Annotated in this window: 11 protein-coding genes; 5 read left to right on the top strand and 6 right to left on the bottom strand. The window is 41.4% G+C overall.

Going from position 1 to position 19,286, the window contains the following annotated elements; genetic code table 11:
• The first annotated feature begins 55 nt into the window (after positions 1-55).
• Positions 56-2,692 carry a phosphoenolpyruvate synthase gene (locus SPSPH_RS13805; RefSeq protein ID WP_075756612.1) on the top strand — a complete coding sequence of 879 codons (2,637 nt, stop codon included), beginning with the start codon at positions 56-58 and terminating at the stop codon, positions 2,690-2,692.
• On the top strand, positions 2,685-4,034 hold the full coding sequence (locus SPSPH_RS13810) for an MFS transporter (protein WP_075756611.1): 1,350 nt from the start codon (positions 2,685-2,687) through the stop codon (positions 4,032-4,034). Before SPSPH_RS13805 ends, SPSPH_RS13810 begins: the two co-directional genes overlap by 8 nt.
• A 170-nt stretch (positions 4,035-4,204) precedes the next feature.
• Here SPSPH_RS13810 and SPSPH_RS13815 read toward each other — a convergent pair whose 3' ends face one another.
• The gene (locus SPSPH_RS13815; protein ID WP_075756610.1) at positions 4,205-4,678 is read right to left on the bottom strand and encodes a pyridoxamine 5'-phosphate oxidase family protein; all 474 of its coding nucleotides are present in this window, start codon (positions 4,676-4,678) and stop codon (positions 4,205-4,207) included.
• A gap of 108 nt (positions 4,679-4,786) precedes the next feature.
• On the opposite strand from SPSPH_RS13815, the gene SPSPH_RS13820 reads away from it, so the two are divergent.
• Positions 4,787-6,205 (top strand): PLP-dependent aminotransferase family protein, encoded by a 1,419-nt coding sequence (locus SPSPH_RS13820; RefSeq protein WP_075756609.1) that lies wholly within the window; start codon positions 4,787-4,789, stop codon positions 6,203-6,205.
• Between the two features lie 341 nt (positions 6,206-6,546).
• Here SPSPH_RS13820 and SPSPH_RS13825 read toward each other — a convergent pair whose 3' ends face one another.
• Both SPSPH_RS13825 and SPSPH_RS13830 read right to left on the bottom strand, forming a co-directional pair.
• Complete coding sequence (locus tag SPSPH_RS13825; RefSeq protein ID WP_075756608.1) at positions 6,547-9,303, bottom strand: AAA domain-containing protein; 2,757 nt, start codon at positions 9,301-9,303, stop codon at positions 6,547-6,549.
• A gap of 210 nt (positions 9,304-9,513) precedes the next feature.
• Entirely contained in the window at positions 9,514-10,587 is a 1,074-nt protein-coding gene (locus SPSPH_RS13830) for a Fic family protein (RefSeq protein WP_075756607.1), read from the bottom strand.
• Between the two features lie 314 nt (positions 10,588-10,901).
• Between SPSPH_RS13830 and SPSPH_RS13835 the strand changes: the two genes are divergently transcribed.
• Together SPSPH_RS13835 and SPSPH_RS13840 are read left to right on the top strand one after the other, a co-directional pair.
• Positions 10,902-11,192 (top strand): transposase, encoded by a 291-nt coding sequence (locus SPSPH_RS13835; protein WP_075754101.1) that lies wholly within the window; start codon positions 10,902-10,904, stop codon positions 11,190-11,192.
• An 11-nt stretch (positions 11,193-11,203) separates the two neighbouring features.
• Entirely contained in the window at positions 11,204-12,067 is an 864-nt protein-coding gene (locus SPSPH_RS13840) for an IS3 family transposase (protein ID WP_233138889.1), read from the top strand.
• Here the strand turns inward: SPSPH_RS13840 and SPSPH_RS13845 are convergent.
• Genes SPSPH_RS13845 through SPSPH_RS13855 form a run of 3 tightly spaced genes read right to left on the bottom strand, consistent with a single transcriptional unit; the run spans position 12,020 to position 19,265 of the window.
• A complete protein-coding gene (locus tag SPSPH_RS13845) occupies positions 12,020-14,098 on the bottom strand; it encodes a hypothetical protein (RefSeq protein ID WP_075756606.1) in 2,079 nt (692 codons plus the stop codon). The two genes, SPSPH_RS13840 and SPSPH_RS13845, sit on opposite strands and share 48 nt — an antisense overlap.
• Positions 14,091-15,695: a VPA1262 family N-terminal domain-containing protein gene (locus tag SPSPH_RS13850; RefSeq protein ID WP_075756605.1), complete on the bottom strand. Its 1,605-nt coding sequence runs from the start codon at positions 15,693-15,695 to the stop codon at positions 14,091-14,093. Before SPSPH_RS13850 ends, SPSPH_RS13845 begins: the two co-directional genes overlap by 8 nt.
• 60 nt (positions 15,696-15,755) lie before the next feature.
• On the bottom strand, positions 15,756-19,265 hold the full coding sequence (locus SPSPH_RS13855) for an SIR2 family protein (RefSeq protein WP_075756604.1): 3,510 nt from the start codon (positions 19,263-19,265) through the stop codon (positions 15,756-15,758).
• Positions 19,266-19,286: the final 21 nt, after the last annotated feature.

A 19,286-nucleotide genomic window follows, 5' to 3' on the forward strand; every position in this document is an offset into this window, starting at 1 on the left:
TTACTACAACTACTGAGCTTTATAAAATATGAACTTTGGCAAAGGATGATTAGCTATGCAGCAATATGTAATCTTCTTTAACCAGATTAACCGTTCGAGTCTGCCTTTAGTTGGTGGAAAGGGAGCGAATTTAGGCGAGATGACGCAGGCTGGCTTTCCTGTTCCCAGTGGTTTTTGTGTTACCACACTTGCATACCGGGACTTTGTTGCTACCAGCTCGGCAATGGAGGCGTTTTTTGCGAAATTAAGCAATATCGACACTTCTGACTTACATCAGGTCAGGGAAATAGGCCAAGGTATACGGGAGCATTTGCAGCAAGTAGCAATCCCGGGGAAAATTACGGCTGAAATTCTCCATGCCTGGGAAAAAACAGGGACAGAAAATTACTATGCCGTCCGTTCCAGTGCGACAGCCGAAGATTTGCCCAATGCCTCTTTTGCCGGACAGCAGGATACTTATTTGAACATTAAAGGTCAGGAAGAACTGCTGACACATGTCCGCAAATGCTGGGCCTCGTTATTTACCGACCGGGCCATTGTTTACCGGACCAAAAATGGCTTTGACCACCGGGAAGTCTATCTGTCGATTGTCATTCAACAAATGGTGATTCCGGAAGTTTCCGGGATCATGTTCACCGCTGACCCAGTGAACGGCAATCGAACCGTTGTTTCCATCGACGCAAGTTTTGGCTTAGGCGAAGCGCTGGTGTCCGGCTTGGTAACGGCCGATTTATACAAAGTAAAAGATCATGTCATTCTCAACAAGAAAATAGCGCGGAAAAAATTGGCCATTTATGCCGTGCCGGAGGGCGGCACAGTCACGCAGGAACTGCCAGCCGCACAACAAGAACAGCAAGTACTGACAGATAGTCAAATCATTGACATGGCCGGATTAGGCAAAAAAATTGAAAAGCACTATGGCCAGCCGCAGGATATCGAATTCTGTGTTGCCCAAAATGAGTGTTATATCGTGCAAAGCCGGCCCATTACCACGCTGTATCCCTTGCCGGATATGCCCCAGCAGCCGGTACGTGTTATGCTGTCCTTCGGCCATGCCCAAATGATGACCGATGCCTTTAAGCCGTTGGGGCTGTCGGTATTACAAAACATGGTCTCACAGCGGCTCTTCAAAGCTGCGGGCGGCAGAATCTTCCTTGATCTGTCGGATATTCTTCACAATAAACTGGCCCGTCTGATTTTCCCGAAGGTATTGAGCAATGCCGATGAAGCCATGAGCCGTGCAATTGATGTTGTCATTAAACGTCCCGAGTTTCTTAAAGGAAGACAGCTGCGGGAGGCAGATGCAGTGAACGCTTCCACTGTGGGAAAAATATTGATGCCGGTCATGAAGCAGGTTTGGATAATCCTTCGCAGCGGCGACCCGAAAGCAGGCAGAGAGCATGTTGACAAATTCATGCAACAGCATATGGCCCAGACTCGTCAGGCGCTATGCGGAGTCCAGGGGGCAGAACGGATTAAAGCGGTAAAAAAACAATGTGATTCTATTTTCACAGAGCTTATTCCCAACATTGGGCCTTATCTGCTGGCAGGCCTTCTTGCCAATGTCTTGCTGAAAAAAATATGCATCCGTAAGTTTGGCAATCAGACTGAGGTGGATCTATTAAATAAATCGCTTCCCGGCAATGTCACAAGCGAAATGGGACTGGCGCTTGGGGACCTGGCCGACAAAGTGCGGGACTTGCCGGATGTTCAGGAATATCTTAAGGTGGCCGAGGATCAGAGCTTTTTCAGCAGACTGGATGAGGTGCCGGGCGGCAGACAATGCAAAGCCGAGTTTGCAGCATTTATTGATAAATATGGCATGAGATGTCCCGGCGAAATTGACATTACCACACCTCGCTGGTATGAAACCCCGACACGCCTGACCTCCGCTATTTTCAGCAATATCCAAAGCCTAAAGCCCGGTGAACATAGAGAGCGGTTTGCGCGGGGGGAAAAGGAAGCGGCAGAAGCCGCCCGGCGGATTTTGCAGGCCGAAACAGGAAGATTAACATCGAAACCGGTTTCCCGGCTGATTAACGTATACCGGAATTTAGGCGGACTCAGGGAACATCACAAATTCCTGCTGATTAGTGTCATGGGAGAATGCAAACAAGCCATTTTGGCGGAAGCCCGGCAAATGGCAGCAACAGGTATTCTGGAGCAGGCGGAAGATAGCTATTATCTAACTTTGGACGAATTGTACCAGCTTTTACAAGGCAATATGGCTAAACCGGTTACTGAATTGGTTGCCCGGCGCAAAGCGCAATACCAGCGGTATCAGGAGTTAAAACCACCGCGCGTTATGACAAGCGAGGGCGAAATTGTCGTAGTTCCGCCACGCAGAGATCATATTCCGTTAGGAGCCTTGCTGGGCAGCCCGGTATCGGCCGGGGTCGCCGAAGGGATAGCCCGCGTCATTCTCAGACCGGAGGAGGCCGTGTTAAAGGCCGGTGAAATTCTTGTCGCCCCCCATACCGACCCGGGCTGGACACCTTTATTTCAGTCAGCCATTGCCATTGTTACGGAGGTTGGCGGATTAATGACCCACGGGGCGGTTGTGGCCAGGGAATATGGTATTCCGGCCGTAGTGGGAGTTGATGAGGCAACAACGCTGATTAAAAACGGTGAACGCATACGGGTTGACGGTACGCAGGGCCTGATTGAATTTCTAAGCACGCCAAATGAATAACCGCTGGTTTGTTTTCACAGGCGTGCTGTTGGGCGTAACTGCGCATATGACCATGCAAACACTTGTGGCAACCATTCTGCCGGCTATCTCGGCACAATTAGGCGACTCTCATTTATACAGCTGGGTATTTACCGGCTACTTACTCATGTCGACGATTACAGTTCCTTTATTCTCTAAGCTCGCCGACCTCTATGGCTATAAATTGTCTTTCTTGCTGGGCTTGCTATTGTTTCTGTTTGCATCACTGCTGTGCGGCCTGGCCTCGTCACTGGCTTTTCTTGTGGGCGCCCGGTTGGTACAGGGGATTGGCGCCGGCATGATCGCGCCTGTTACCATGGCGCTGATCAGTATGTTGTTTCCACTCACGAAAGAGCGCGCCAAAGCCATGAGTTTGTTTGCGGCCGTACAGATGTTGTCAAATGTCCTGGGCCCGATACTAGGTGGTGTGATCGCCGCAACCTTAGGTTGGTCTGTCGCTTTTTTCATGGTTGCTCCTTTATGTGTGATTTCGTTTGTCATTATTTATTTTTGTCAGTTCGGCCCCGTGCCCGGACGAGGGGAAACGAAACCGAGAGTGGATTATGCCGGAGCTTTTCTGCTTGGTGGTGCCATTGCCGCTTTTACTCAAACCTGGAGCCTGTTTGAGCAAACGGGCTGGACATTCACCACAACCCTCCTGTTAGCAACCAGTGTGATCATGATCATTCTCCTCGTGCGGCAAGAAAAAAGACATCCTGATCCCATTCTCTCGCAAGCCATGCTGCGTATTCCACAAGTTTCCCTGTCCAGTCTGAGTGCCTTACTGGCAGGAATATTAAACTTTGGCACCATTTTCATTTTGCCGCTATTTTCGGTTGCCACCTTTGCCAATGATCCTGCGAAAAGTTCTTACTTCTTACTGCCTTTTACCGTTGGCGTGAGTATCGGAGCCATAGCATCAGGCTTCCTGCTGCAGAAGATTTCCTATCAGTCTCTGGCGCAAATAAGCTGGTGCTTTGCTATAGCAGGCTTTAGTGGAATTGGCTTGGCAGGTGCGTTAACCCTGCCTGTTTTTTGGTCCTTTCTCTTTGCCGTCAGCATTGGCTGCGGCATTGGCAGTTTGATGCCCACCTTCCTTTTGCCGGCACAAAATGCCGTAAAGGAAAACCAGCAGGCAACTGTCAGCGGACTAATCCAGATCAGCCGCAACATTGGCGGAACAATCGGTATTCCTTTATTGACAAGCCTCCTGGTATTTACCCGAAGTTTGCAGCAGGAAGCCTTGCAGTACGGTATTGTATTTTTCACACTGGCATTGTTAAGTTGTCTTGGCTTTGCTGTAGGCAGCAAGCTTAAAGTGTAAATTATAAAGTAAGCATGGGGACGTAAATTTTGCTTCGTAAACATACAAAACCGTTCAACCTACAGCAAAGTAAAGTTGAACAGTTTTGTATGTTTACGCTAAAAATGTGAATCTATATATTTATGTACATTTTACAATTGTTCAATTTTTATCTGTTCTTAATAATAACCTTATTCATAGTATTTTCCCGTAATATCAAGTATCTGTATCTGAATGACTGCTGTTCCATTAACCATATTTTCCGGCAAGGCCTTTTGGGCAAGCTGCGGCGTGTATTTTTTTACGATCTCTATAAGAACTTCTCGCTTATGCTCGATATCTTCAACTAAGCTGGCTTTGCCGGAAAGAATCACACTTTGATATTTTGTGTTTGTGTCGCAAGGCTTTCCCTCTGGATCAAGCCGCAAACTATCCATTTCATAAACGGTCATGCATACACAGGGATTGGCCTTGATATTGCCTATTTTCTGACCTTTCGGCAGACCGTGAACATAAATGGAACCGTTATAATACAGGTAGTGAACAGGGATAACATAAGGTGTCCCGTCATCATTAAGAGTAGCAAGACTCCCCATTGCTGTTCGAACCAGTAGTTCCTTGATTGCGACCTCTGTCAGCATATGCGTTTTCATTCTGTATTGCATAATTTCCTCCTCTAATTGTTTACTTTGGTATGCATTATACGTTATAATTGCTTCTGTCAAAAGTGTCAATTATTTATATATTAATGGGTACAATTTAGAGGTGAATAGATGCTACTGCTAGATAAAAACACAGATACGCCATTATATATGCAAATTTATAATCAATTTAAAAATAGAATAGTATCTGGCGAGTTGGGTGAAGGAAGTGTACTTCCACCAATAAGAATACTGGCAAAAACACTGCTGGTTGCAAGAAACACTGTTGAAAGTGCCTATCAGCAGCTTTGCTCAGAAGGATATGTAGAGGCCAGGATGGGCAGTGGTTATAAAGTACAGAAGGTAGAGGTGAAAAATGGTATTAAGCCGTATTTAAACCGTACTGATTTTAAACAAACGACTTCTCAGGAACAGGCGCATAGACAAGAGGCAGCTCATATAGAACGGTACAATTTTCAGTATGGCAGACTGGATTTTTCAAACTTTCCGCTCCGTATATGGCGCAAATTACTGAATCAGGTATTATTGTCCGATGATATTGTCCGTATAACTGCTTATAACGAGAAAAAGGGAGATTGGGAGCTTAGGATACAAATTATGAACTATCTTGCTGAATCAAGAGGTGTGGTTTGCAAACCAGAACAAATCATTCTTTGCTCTGGGGCTATGTCAGCCTTGCGCTTAGTTTGTCAATTACTAATGCAAGATATAAAAACTGCCGCTGTGGAAGAACCCTGCTACGATAGTGCCAGAGAAATTTTAATAAATCATAACTATCAGGTTGTTCCTATTGGGCTACAGAGCGATGGCCTTCATCTGGATCAATTACAAAACTCCAACGCCAAAATGCTCTACACCACTCCTTCACATCAGTTTCCGACCGGTATTGTAATGCCTATCAATAAAAGACTCCAGCTGTTAGAATGGGCCTATACCAATCATACTTACATTATTGAAGACGATTATGACAGCGAGCTGCGCTATAATAGCAGACCCATTCCTTCTATCCATTCACTTGATAAAAAAAACCGTGTTATTTATATAAACAGTTTTTCCAAGGCACTTGCTCCCGGCTTACGAATGGGGTTTGTTGTTGTACCGGAAGTATTGCTGGATAAATACCATGCCAATTTTGCAAATTACCATTGTTCTATTCCTTGGCTTGAGCAGAAGGTAATGTATTATTTTATCCAGCAAGGACACTGGAACAGACTTCTTAATAAAATATCTGTATCCAATAAAAGAAAACATGATACACTCATCAATACCATTAGCGAACAACTGGGCGAGCATGTAAAAATATATGGAAAAAACGCCGGTTTGCATATTCTGTTGGAAGTCAATAATGGAATGTCAGAAAAGGAACTAATCGAATCAGCCCAAAAAGCGGATGTGAAAGTTTACCCGGTATCTGATTATTGGATGAACGTACAAAACTACTCGAATAATATGGTTCTGATCGGGTATAGCAGTCTATCAGAGGAAGAAATCGTTTTGGGTATCAAACAACTGTCTTTAGCTTGGTTGTAGGCTGCTCCCTCTATTTATGAATTTTATTTTTTTGAACCCGCAAGGAACAACATAAGCGAAGTTTACATAAATATAGCTATGCCGCCGGCTATTAACCTGCGACATAGCTATATCCCTAATGGCGATCCCGTAGGATTCGAACCTGCTATCTTTTGATTCGTAGTCGCGCAAAGGCTCCATATTACGCTTCAAAACGCCACGGATATGGAAAGTCGTCATATTTCGTCACAGACCGTTACAGAACTTTTCAGCGACAATGCTGTACGTTAGTCCGATAAATAAAATCATAAATTCTACCAAGATACCCGCCATACCTTTTTTGGCGGGTCTTATTTTTTGACCTAAACGCCTAGTATACCATTCAGCACTTGTTCTATCTCATTCTTTATTTTAAATTCCTCCCTGCTGCCATTTGTCGCAAGCCGTAAAAGACGTAGTTCATGTTTATCTAAAATACTATTTTTCAATGCATCTCTCTCCAATTGCGCCGGGTTGTTTTCATGAAAGGCAAAGCCATCAACTTCGATTATCAACACCGGCTTCCTATTCAGCTTGTAATAAACTACAAAATCTACAGAAGCATTATGATTTACATAGCGTACTTCTTCCGGCGTTAGCTTATCGTCATTTTTAAGTAGGTTCCGCAACAATACTTGCATGGTAAACTCAAAACAATTATATTTGTCTTCGCTAATAATGTCGTCCAGCAATTGCCACATTATGTTTTCCGATTGATACTTTGAAATATTGGGCAAACGCTTTTTGAATGCCATCAATTTACATGAATACTCCTTGTACAGTAAATCGAATACAGAAACCACTTCACTCTCAATTAGATGTTCATCTAATGTATGGTATTCGATGTAGCGAATCAGATCACTTACTTCTTTTCCCGCTTTTTCAAAAAACGAGTGATCGGTTACCAATACAAACTGATCTTGTGCTCTTGAAACAGCAACGTTTATTTTACAAGGATCATCCACAAAAGCAAGTCCCTTCTTACCGGGAAAAGTATTATCCAGAACTGTCGACATAATCATAAGTTTCTTCTCTCTGCCTTGATATTTATGTACGGTATCGCATTCCATACCATTATCATAAGCCTTTCCCGCCCTGTCCGCCTGGTTTCTGTAAGGCGTGGTAAAACCAATCTCAGTAATATCTTTTGTAACAATATGAGGATTTTGTAAAACTTCTTCGATAACATCCAGTTCCCGTTGATTATATTTCCCCCGGCTTTCTCCTTTTGTCACTTCCCTCATATGGTTTCCCTTAACGGTACGATAGAAAATAAATGGAGTGTCATTTGTATCTTCCCGAGTAAATGGAATCAATGTACCACGGTAATATTTCTGGTTACAAAACCCAATGATTTTAGGGTGACACCGGTAATGCTCTTTGAGAATAACTCTGGGCAGCTCCGGGTAGAGAGCAAGCATGGAAGAAAGAATATTGTGCTGAAAATAGTCATAAATATTTTCCACATTCGCTGTTTGTATTTTGTCCTTTATCTTCTCATCCACGATATGCGGTAATTGTTTTGTATCGCCTACAATAATTGCACGTTTACAGCAAGACAAGGCTAGGGCCCCTGACAGCAGATCAACCTGTGATGATTCATCAATAATTAGATAATCAAATAGATAGTTATCAGGTACGCAATTACGTAAAGAGTGCGTAGTACTGAGTACAACCGGAAACCGTTCAATGAATTTATCGAAATGCCCCTTATAAGAAGTACCCGTAAATTGTTCCACTTTTTTATCATGATAGCGACCATATAATTTCTGTTTGAATAAGCTTGTCGAATATTCCTTGTGCTGAGCCAGCAACTGCTCAAACTCCGCATTAGCCAATTCTTGCTCTAAGGCCTTCTTGCGCTGCTCAAGACCTGCTATTTTTAAATTGTAATACTCTTTTTGTAAGTTTAAAATAATAGCGATTTCATTCTCTTTTAGCTTCTTAAAATCAGTAAAGCCATATTTTATCAGCAATTTTAATTTGTATGTAAGCTTATGGGATTTGTGTTCTTCCGTTGCAAAATAATGATCGGATAAAAAAGATATAACCCGTTCCGGCGTTTTACGATAAAACAACAATCGTTTAATTTCTTCAATATCTTGATTGTCATAGTATCGATTGAAATGTTGTCTTTCCATATAATAAGCCGCTAATTCTTGTTGAACTTTTGCCTGCTCATTATTTAAATTCAACAAATAATTGATTCTGCCATTCAAACTACTAATCTTCTCAAGTAATACACTTTCCTCAATCTCGCTTTTCCAATCGGTTACATCATACAGGGGCAGCTTCTCAAAGAAAGCCTTCCGATTTTTCTTATTGCCGAGAAAAGCCAGCAAAAAACCATATTGCTCTTTTTCCAGCTTATCTTTAACGTTTTGTACAGCTGCGTTATTGCCAGACACCACCGCCACCGACTTGCCCTGCATAATGGCAAGATTCGCAATGATATTTAAGATGCTTTGCGTTTTTCCTGTCCCAGGGGGACCTTCAATGACTGAAACATTCGCTCGTAAGGCGTTTTCCAACGCTTGCTTTTGGCTCAAATTAAAACTGAAAGGAAAGATTACATCATTAGTATCCTGATTCAAACACTGTAAAGGCTCCTTAGTTATATAACAGCCTAATACACTTTCAAGATTTATACAGGTTAAACGATCATACTCCCTCTTCAAGAAAGCTTCTTCATCATCGTCGCTTTTAGTGTACGGAGCAATTTCCTTCCAATAGTTTAAGATATCTTGTGCAACATTATGATTTAAACTGTTATCATCTACCCGTATAGCGTCTGAATTATATACTTCACTTTTCTGTTTATCAAATATTATTTTTACTTTTCCATTAAACTGTAATATTTGGTTTACGCCGGTTAAAAGAATGTTGTTGTAATATATCACTTGATCTATGACATCAATTACTGTTGGGTTTTCTTCAATCACTACGTTTTGGCGGCTATATGGAAACGACTTTAAGCTTTTAAACATGACATTCACTTTTGTACCATGACGGGTATACGATAAAACATTTGAAGTTTCATCTTGTCCTCTAATCAAGATTAAATATTTAGTTTCATCCATGTGCTTATGTCCTTTAGTCCAAGTATTTTTATAACTTGACGGGCAGAAGGAGTAAGTGTTACCTATCAACTATCATATAAATTAGAGTGCAAAGCTAAAAACATTTCCTGTATCTTTTTCTGCCATCTCTGTTTATATCTCAAGTAAATTGAGAATTTTATCCAGTACTACAGTCCATCATTCCGAATTGCAAAATTACCTGAGCGCTCTTCAGGTCCCTGCCGCCTGAACCACCTCAAATAATTGCTTGTTGAGATAAATTCTCTCCTTGCCAATTTTCTGCGATACAAGGAAACCAGCTTCTTCTAGCGCCGACAAATAACCGGCCGCTGTCTTGCGCGAGACACCAAGACCTGTTTCTATGTAAGCCGTTTTAGTATAAAACTCATAGAATAACATCTCCACCAGTTCTTTGGAATAAACCCGTGGTAGCGTATTTTTTATGTCTTCTGTGGTCTTGTCCACCACTGCATTAATTCTTTTCACCAACAATAATGTCTCTTCGGCGGTTTGCTCAATGCCATCCAGGATAAAGAGAACCCATTCCTCCCAAGCTTCTTTCGTTCGCACTTCCTGTAGCAGCCGATAATAGGCGCTTTTGTTGCGTATGATGTATTTACTAAGATATAAAATCGGACTGTCTAACAATTCTTTAAGAACCAGGTATAAAACGTTTATAATTCTCCCGGTGCGTCCATTCCCATCATAAAAAGGGTGGATCGATTCAAACTGGTAATGAATGACTGCCAGTTTGATCAGCGGGTCAATCGCATCATAATCATCATTGATATATCTTTCCAGGTTTGACATAAGTGCAAGAATTTCTTGTTCACTACTGGGTGGTGTATAAATCACTTCACCCGTTGTCTGGTTTTGCAAAATCGTTCCCGGTAACTTTCTGATACCGGCCCGGTTTTTCTCAATGTCTTGTTGGATTTCAACAACCATATTTGTGGTCATCATCTTATTTGCTTTGACGAGTTCATACCCTTTCCAGAGAGCCGTCCGGTAGTTTACAACTTCCTTGGCCGCAGGGTTATGATAATTTGCTTGGGACATAGCCTTGAACAATTCATCGTGAGTGGTTATGATGTTTTCTATTTCGGAACTATCCTTCGCCTCATTGATGGTCACTGCATTGAGCAAAATGTTCTTATTGGGCATCGTGTCGGCAAAGCCTTTTAGCTCCGCCAGTGCTCTGTGGGATCTGACCAACTGTTTTAATACTTTCTTAGTCTCAAGGTCAATATCAGGCGGTAAACATTTCAACGTGCTATCTTGCATCGTATCGCCCCCTTTTATTCCATTATATGGGTAATACCTTCCCATATCAATATAACGTGAGTAGAAAATAAAAAAAATTACCCACGTTTTTAAAACATGGGTAAGCGTTACCTATATACATTGTATTTTTGGACTCCCATCATTTCTTTGTTGCAAATCCGCACGATATATGGAGTAACGTATCATCGAGTACTGCAGTAAATATCTATTTTGTATGTCCTTCAATATAATTGATCAACTGGTATGGTATGAACCGTATTGCCTTTTGCGGACACCATGAATGGCTGGTACAATAAAACCAGGAGGTGTCCATAATGAAAGGAAAACGATTTGATTCAGAATTTAAGAAAGATATTGTAAAACTATATATAAATGGAGAGCGCACCTGCCCCAGCTTAGCTGAAGAGTTAGGCCTGCATGAAAATACAATTTATAAATGGATTCAGCAGTATAAAGAAAATCCAGAGCAAGCTTTCCCCGGCTCTGGGAACCTTAAGCCCGATGCTGACGAGCTGCGGAAAGCACAACGTAAAATCAAAGAATTAGAAAATGAGGTAGCCATTTTAAAGCAAGCGGCGGTATACTTCGCAAAGAACAGCAAGTAATCTATCAATTCATTTATGACCACCGCTCGAAATTTGCTGTTCGAGAATTATGCCGCGTACTATCAATTTCCAAGAGCAGTTATTATAACTGGGTCAAAGCGGGCTGTCCAAAACCTTTTGCAAAAGATGCTGTTTTAGTGGCACATATACAGCAAATTGAACGTGAGAATGATCATAACTATGGCGTTCAGAAGGTGTATGAAGAATTAAACGGAAAAGGAGTTTCCGTAGGCCGCAGCCGGGTGCAGCGTATCATGCATCAACATGGGATCAAAGCTCAGATTAAAAGTAAATATAAGCCACAAACAACTAAAGCCGATCCAAATGAACAGGCGTTTCCCAATCTTCTAAATCAAAAATTCGATGTGACCGATTTTAATGCCGTGTGGCTTGCTGATCTTACTTATGTTAGAGTTGGCGGTAAATGGTGCTATTTGGCGGCTGTATTAGATCTTGCAAGAAGAAAACTAGTAGGCTGGGCATTAGGAAATCGGCCAACGGCAGAATTAGCTGCTAAAGCACTGAATATGGCTATTTTGCGGGAGCGGCCGCCTAAAGGCCTTATGCATCATTCAGACATGGGCAGTCAGTACACCTCTAAAAAATACAAAGACATATTAAAGGAAAACGGCATGATCGGCAGTATGAGCCGCAAAGGTAATCCGTACGACAATGCACCTATGGAATCTTTTTTCCACTTGTTTAAAGGTGAACATGTTAAAAAACGCTATTTTGCCACAATTGGCCAAGCCGCTGCAAGCTTCAAAAGTTGGTTTGATTATTACAATACCAAAAGACGTCATAGTGCATTAGGTGGCATTTCTCCGCTAATGTACGAAATCAGGAGATACTCGCCATTTAACCTGTCCGCGTAGCCCAATATGGTTCAGTAGCCACTGTTTTGCTTGCGTCTCCTTCTCCCAACACACATTAAGTACTGCCTTTTCCTCAAATGTTAAAGCCCGATTAGCCCTGTTCGTAAAATACCAAGCCATAAGTAAATTTTGCGTAAAATTAATATCTTTATAAATTCCTCTATTTCTACATAACATGTCTAATTCCTGGTACCAAGAAGACGTACTCTGGTCATCGGCTTTAGCTAAACGCAACAAAGTAACAGCATTAGCCAGCCAATGCTCTTGGGACATGTTTTCAAGTGTACGCAATGACTGAAAAATATGAGCTAATCGAGTTGATTCAAACGCATCCCGGTCAAAGAGCATTCCAATAACGTGAAGCAAAAGTGGTGTGTACATATTTTTACTTGCACTATGCTCTTGTTGATATGATTTTTGAAGAATGCTTAAAGCACTTCGTAATTCATTAATTTGGCCGGCATTATCTTGAGAAAGCATCGCACATTGAATATGACAAAGTGCTTTATTCCTCTTCCAATATGCAATTTTCCATCCGTCGAATTTACATAGATCCACCATACCTAAAAGTTGAATGGCTAACTGATATTCGCCAATACTGTAAAGTAATTCGCCTACTTCAGTTAACTCTAAATTACTTAATAGGTATTGTCGCTTGCTTACCTGCTTTGATAGTATTCTGTTGTTTTTGATTGCCAAGCCTACCTCTTGCATATTTCTTTCTAGTTCAATTAATAGCCATAAATCATCAATATACAAAATAAATGCGTTGACAAATTCTTGTTGCTCATCTTCATTTAGAATAACTAAAAACAAGCTAATCTCTTTGAACAGCATTCTCCATAATACTTTATCATCGTAAGAAAGATGCTCATAACGCGCCTGACGACCAAATTGTATAAGCGCAAAGAGAGCTTTATCTATATAACCCTGCCTGCATGTTTCATCTATTCTGTTTAAGATGCTAATTTTCAGCAACTCATGAAACAGCGCTTTCCGGATATCATTAAAATATGTCTGATAATCATGTACGTCCCTTAGCCGCCACAGTCTTTGCGGAGAAGGAATATCTGCATGCTCAAAGATAGCAGTCAACTCGCTCTGCGGAAGTTTTGCCGCAGCTAATGCCGTTTCCTCTATTAGCTCAACAGTCAGACTACCGCAGAAATGTAAACCGCCTGAATCAGTAACCCAATATGTCGGATACAGATTCAACAAATAAAGCTGAACATTCTCTGAGATTTGGCGTATAACCGGATCGGGATTCTCTCCTAACTTTTTTGCCAGTATATATCCGGCCCATAGCGGCTCTTTATTGACTGGAGTATATAGATAATCCACAAACTTGCCGACAACGTCATCTGCTGAAGGCCTAACTATTTGCATCCAGGAAATCAACCAATCCAATACCCAGTGGATTCGCACCTGTCTTTCTTGCCATCGCGCATTATTACTAAAGCTAGACAAGAATGCTCCAGGTATCATATCAGATATGATTAGGGCTGATATCGTTAACGTAGTCGCAATCGGAAGCCTTGCCCAGAGGTTGTTTAATAAAGATCTGTCTTTTGTCTCTGTACCATCTGTCAACCTGTCCCAGGCATGAGCCATTAATACTCCTTGCTGACCTGGATGAAGCAAGCCCATCAATTCTACTATGTCACTATATCCCTTATCATCCCAATGCTTATATCCAAAACGGTCAATAATCCTGAGTGGCCAGGTGGTGCTACCCGACTGATGACATACACGTCCAAATACGGCAATATCACTTTCTAGTAAGGCATCAAGACATTGCATAAGACGCTCGGATAGTACCCGCTCTGTTTCAAATAATAGCGTAGGCGGCTGATATAAATGATACGTCTCATACCCTGAAACAAAGTCAGTACATTCCCGGTAACGTTCCTTTCGCCAAATGGTTTCATACTCTCTTTCTCCTATACACTGGAATTCCTCTACCAGGCTTAGCACCTGTTCCGCGAGGATTTCAGCTCGATTTTTCCGTTCTTGCTGTAATGGTTCAGACATTCACCGTCCCCGCCTTTCGCTTAATCCAGTGCAGTTCTGGAAATACTTCCATCCCATCCGGATTCATCGGATCAAAGTTTCCGTTCCAAGCCCTTTCAAACTCACCACGAATGGCATCGGCAATATCACCTTCCAACCGATAAATTGTACTATGGTAATCACCTAAATCTTTGAGTGAACTGCCGATTTGCCAAACTGCTTTCTCGGTAATGATAAAGCGGTCATGGAATGCATGTTTACCTGAACGAAACCAGTTGCGTACACTAAAGTTTTTCGTCTCCTTGAGTCTCTGCATCCCTGCCTCTCGCGTATGAAGCTTCTTGTAAATGGCGCTGCATCGTGTCATTGTGTCCAATATGTCTTCAATTTGCCCACCACTCCCTGTTGAAGAAGCATTGCCACTAGAAGATGCCTCATCTGCAGGGTTAAGCCTTTCACCTGAGCATTCACTCAACAATAGCCTTACGTCAAGACTAGGATTTGTTAAACCTAGTACAAGTAATGGAGATAGAATTGATATATCAATATAAGGATCCCAAATCCACAGTTCTTTGACAGCGTTTATATATATATGATCATTAATATTTTGCCGCAGTTTTTCTTTGCTGGTTTTTTCGGCAAAACGAGTAAATATACTCCCCAGAGATCTGAGTTCCTGTCCACGATTGATTTTATACCGCGTTTGTTCTGCGTCCATCCAGGGCTGTTCCCCGTCTTCATGTCCTATGTTTATAGTATTATCGCGCACAACGATATCTAGTTCTTCCTCGTCAGCTTCTTTTTTCACGTTCAACTTCCCCACCACAAGGCCCATGTCGATTTGAATTCTTCGCATTAGATAATTCCGATTAGCGGCAATAATTACCCAGTTTTCATCCTGATTTTTCTCATATAGTTCATATCCTAGTTGCACCGGTTTAAATGATATATCAATAGCTCCCCAGTCTTTTTCCTCTGTCAGATCAATCATTTGCTTATAACAACATTCCTTGCCTTCCCAGGCTTCGATGACTACTCTACGTTTACTTGGCGCCACACCATCCGGCAGATAGAACACTATTTTACCGTTATCGGGATTATAACAAATTCTAGGTTGTGTATCAAAAGAAGAGGACAGAGAAATCATGCACCCTAAAAAATCTTGGAGCTTTTCAATGGTGATGCCTGTACGACTTCTAATAAACGTAAACAACTTGTCCAAAGCTTCCTCATTAGCCGTCAATACTTTAAAGCCGTTACGATACCATTGTTTTAAAGAAAAACCATGGTTCAACGTTCCCGGCCACCATTCGCTTCCTGTAGAAGAAGCCGGTATATGTGGCAAAAATACCTCTGGTCTCTTTCGAAACTGGCCGAATTTAATTAACTTTGGCGCCTCACCAATATCAATACGGTATTCTCCTTTTGTCTCAATAGTATCAATAAAGACTGCAAACCTGTCATCAGTAAGGTATGCTTCAAACAACTTCAAGCTCTTTGAACCTGAACTCTGTTTCCACACTTCCTGTTGATATATTTCATCAACACTCCTTATTAAAGTAAAAACATTGTCAAAGATATCTTTCTTGCCAACAGCGAATATCTGTATTCTTTTCATATTTCCACTCCTGTCCCCTAGTAGTCCATTAGTTAATTAACCTTTATTCGCCCCACTACTTCAGGTTACAGATAATCCTAACCTACTAAGCGCTTCTTTCAACTGCTGTTTGGACTTATCCGATATATTTTTATCACCTAATAACTTCTCAGCAATTTTGCCATATATACCATTGGAGAATTCGCCTGTTGTGAGACTATTCGCTAACCAAATCCATAACTTTGCCGCATCCTCCGGATATTTCTCACAAATGTCAACTCTTTCAAAACGATTAAGCTGGTAGCATTCTTTAATTTTATCTGTTGAAAAGCCAATAATTTTCTCAATTAACTGAGCACTATAATCCGTAAATTCAACTATCCACCGCAGCATTGCTAAGAGTTCTCCTGCTGTTAACTCTATGATCATGCGACTTCGCATATCTAACAAAGGTAACAATATATTATTCCATACCCAGTGACTATAACGCTTATCTTTTATACCCGATAAACGTATACAACTAAAATATCTCGCCCTCTGTTGATCATTGAGTTTCAGTATTACCTTCCCCAATGCTTTTGCTGCTAATGGTTTTTCTATATACCGGCTCATGGTAAGCCAAGCCAAATACTCACAATATCGCTCTGCATCAATCTGGTCTATGAAATCTACGGAGATAACAAAATGCCGCAACAACGGGGCGATAAGTCTTCGAGAAATTTGCCCCCAAAATAAAAAGCCATCCCATGCACGCTCCGCCTGTTCTATTGATTTACACCAATCAAAAAGAGGTAATATCTTCGTTATTGCCCAGTCTGGCGCCATTGCATATAAAAAGTGGGCTTGACTAGCACAAATCACTTCTGTAATTTGCGCTATGTTTCTATTGTCGTCTAGCAACTTTGATAAGCGTTCTGTAACAGCAACGATATATTTTTCATCTTTTCCTTGGGCACTGAGAACTTCTAATAACACCAGGGTAAGATCACTTACTGGATGATTAATTGCCGCATCTAACCAGCGTCGTGAAGGATCTTTCTCAAACGGAACAGCTATAGCCCAAGATAATGTGTAATCAACACAATTTAGTAGTTCATCGACTACCTGATGCGCGTACTCATCAAATCCTCTCTTAGACCTGCTTTTTAGAAATGAAGCAACTGCATTACCTAAATGCTCCAGCATTACAATGTTCTGTATTTTTTTGAATAATAACTCCTGTTGCTCATGGGTTAACTCTGCATCACCCAAAATACCCAATAGGGTTCTACTTAAATAGTGGGCATTCTTATTGTCTTGCTGCCAAAGAATATCTGCGATAGATATTGCCCACGCCAACTCTTTTGCGGCTTTTTCCCTAAAAGCTATTTCAAACTTTTCCTTATTGCTGTTTTTGCTAAAGAAATCATCAGATAGAGCAATTTCATCATACCACTGTAAAGCCGATATAACATTGCCGTCTAAAAGTGCGGAAATATCTATTGTTACTGTTTCTTTATCTGAATCTGTTGTTTGATATTCAATACCAGCATTTTCTAATAATGTTTTAACGCTCTCTACTGCTGCAGTTAACTGCTTACTTTCGCTATGTTTCTCTGCCATACTTTTTAATAAGTAATACGTTCGTAGGCTGCGATTATGATTTAATTTTCCATCATCCGGATCATGATATACTAGCTGTAATAAGGTGCTGATCACCTCTTCTTTTATTGCCGGTGACAAGTTTATAAAAATTGAACCAAGTAATTGATATGACTCCCTATAGAAAACAGTCCAATGCAATATTTGTTTGCGGAGTAGCCATTGGCACTTTTTATCTTCACTCCAGTTGGCTAGGGAAACTGCATAAAGCGACAGACGCTGTAACATCGGTATTTTTGAATCATTCCACCCAACAATCAACTGTTCTAAGGATGCCTGGTGGTGCTCAGCATACCATTGGATCAAGTCAACTGCTGCATCAAGCAGTGGGTCCATCGGCCTAATATGAGTAAAATCTTCATCGCCTAGTTTCTTAACAATGGTTTCTCTATGACAAGAAACTTCGTCGAGCTCACGCGACCATCCACCCTGTTCAATCAACATATAGTAAGCTTCCGTTAGACACGTGGTAACTAAGCTCTGTACTTGATCGTGAATGTCTGGCAAACGGTTCCGTAATACGCTCTGCCAGTACTCACACAATTCTTTCGGATCATTTGACCGGATAACAATCGACGCATGCACCGGTCTTTCTTTTTCGCCTTCTTCAATATATATACTTCTATCAAATTGAAGCATTGGTTTGACTAGCCGAGAAAAAATCGCCCACTCCAAGTAGCTAGAGAAAGGCACTTTTTTATCTATTAACATGTTCTGCAACAATTCCCAATGCGCAGGCAGTGTTGCATCTCGCAGCAATATATAAATCCAGGTAACCAACTGCTCAGTAGAAAAATTTATCCCTCGATAGCAAATGGTTGAACCAATCTCGTACCATAAACCATAGCTAAGTTTTTGTTTCGTAAGTTCCTGCAGTAACAGACCATTTGCCTTTTCAAGGCATGATTCGGCTATCCATGCAATGTATTCTCTAGAGGAATCTTCAGTCTTAGTAAAAGGATCAAATAACAATTTAACTTCTTTAATATGCTTAATTGCCCATTGAAACCATAATTCACCCGCAGCGTAACGACAAAAATGTCTTTGACGATTTACTTTTGACAAACTCCTTAACAAATAGTCCTGGTCTTGAGGAGTAAGTAATGTTTCCTTCTTTGTTGTCAGAAGGTCACGCATGCGGACTTCATGCTCCAATTCGCTCATGCAATATTGCTGAGCAATATCCTTAGCCACATACAACATGGCTTTATATTTTTCGCTACCAGATTGCTCAAATAATATGGGTACAATGTCCAGTTCGTCCCATTCGCGGCGAGCATCGTTTCCTGTAAATGCATAATGTTTATTGGCACACACCGATAACCCGCTGGTAAGATAACGGACCAACGGATCGCGATTACTATAGCCGATGAATAAGACAGTGTATTTTGCAAACATAGCTTGAAGAAATCGTGCTGCCCAGGCATAATTCAAATAAGCTTTGCCGAAATCCTCACCAGTCACAACGATACTTTCTTTATTATCAACCCGGCCATGTAAATATACGATGCCCTGAAACTTATCTCCTAAAGGTACGGCAGGAGCCACATACTCCGGTACTGTCCAACCTAATTGCTTAGCAATAGTACTAAGATGGGGGTCAAAATTTGTTGTAACAATTCGCACGCTATTGTCGCTTCCAAACCAACGAAGTAGATTTTCATGCCATTCATTCGGCTTAGAATCTGGTGGATTTATTTTCTCAAGTACTCGCTGATGTACATCATAGCCTGCTTTCACAACTTTACTTAAATTGTAGTCTAGCGACAGCTTATTTGAAAAAGGCACACCGGCTTCTTTACAAATGTCTTTTGTTAGTTTTACGAAATCCGGTAAATTTGAAGGGGCAAGTTTAGAGATCCCAGCTCCAAGAAACAACACTACCTGCTCTTCTTCCAGTTGCTTCAATAAATCATCAGGAACGTTCACACCATACTCTGTCATTCTCATACCGTCGGACTCTCCATTTCC

The organism is Sporomusa sphaeroides DSM 2875, from assembly GCF_001941975.2.
Lineage (GTDB): Bacteria > Bacillota > Negativicutes > Sporomusales > Sporomusaceae > Sporomusa > Sporomusa sphaeroides.